The organism is Azospirillum griseum, assembly GCF_003966125.1.
Lineage (GTDB): Bacteria > Pseudomonadota > Alphaproteobacteria > Azospirillales > Azospirillaceae > Azospirillum > Azospirillum griseum.
This window is the reverse complement of the sequence record NZ_RXMA01000128.1, coordinates 1-573: the sequence shown is the minus strand read 5'-3', so window position 1 is coordinate 573 and position 573 is coordinate 1. Positions and strand designations below refer to the sequence as shown.

The 573-nt window shown below is 63.5% G+C and carries 1 protein-coding gene; it reads left to right on the top strand.

The annotated features are described in order from the left end of the window. Window positions 1-75 precede the first annotated feature (75 nt). Entirely contained in the window at window positions 76-423 is a 348-nt protein-coding gene (locus EJ903_RS26465; RefSeq protein WP_126620828.1) for a plasmid pRiA4b ORF-3 family protein, read from the top strand. The last annotated feature ends 150 nt before the right edge of the window (window positions 424-573 follow it).

The window sequence follows — 573 nt, the reverse complement described above, 5'->3', positions numbered from 1 at the left end:
GGCATCGGGGTCTCGGCTTCAGCGGGGCCACCTTCCTACCCCGCTGCACTGCACCAGCCAATCTCTCGCTGATTTATGCGCCAAGGTCCCCCGCCGCCGTTCCTCTATCTCTACGACTTCGGCGACGATTGGCACCATCGGATCGAGATCGAAACCCTGCGTTTGCCCGAGGCCGATCGAAAGTACCCCGCCTGCATCGACGGTGCCCGCTCGCGACCGCCGGAGGACGTCGGCGGTGTCCATGGCTACGCCGAGTTCCTCGACGTCTTGCACGACCCAAACCACCCCGACCATGCCGACATGAAGCGATGGGCGGGCCGAGCATTCCATCCCGAAAAGTTCGACATCGCCAAAACCGATCACGCTGTTCGCTCCGCTGTCCGCGCCGCAAAACGCCGAGCGGCACTGTCACGATACGACTGATCCCACCCTCCGACCGGACGCCGTAATTGGCGTCAACAGGACGTCAAAATTGTCGTTGCACAAGCGTGGCCGCGCCGTCGAGCAGCGCCTTCTTCCAGGCGTGGATCTGGCTGGGATGAACACCGTGCTCGCTGGCCAGTTCACCCACCG

Bases quoted from the DNA above. Each gene is read 5' to 3' on its own strand.
- EJ903_RS26465 (WP_126620828.1), top strand. From the start codon at position 76: ATGCGCCAAGGTCCCCCGCCGCCGTTCCTCTATCTCTACGACTTCGGC.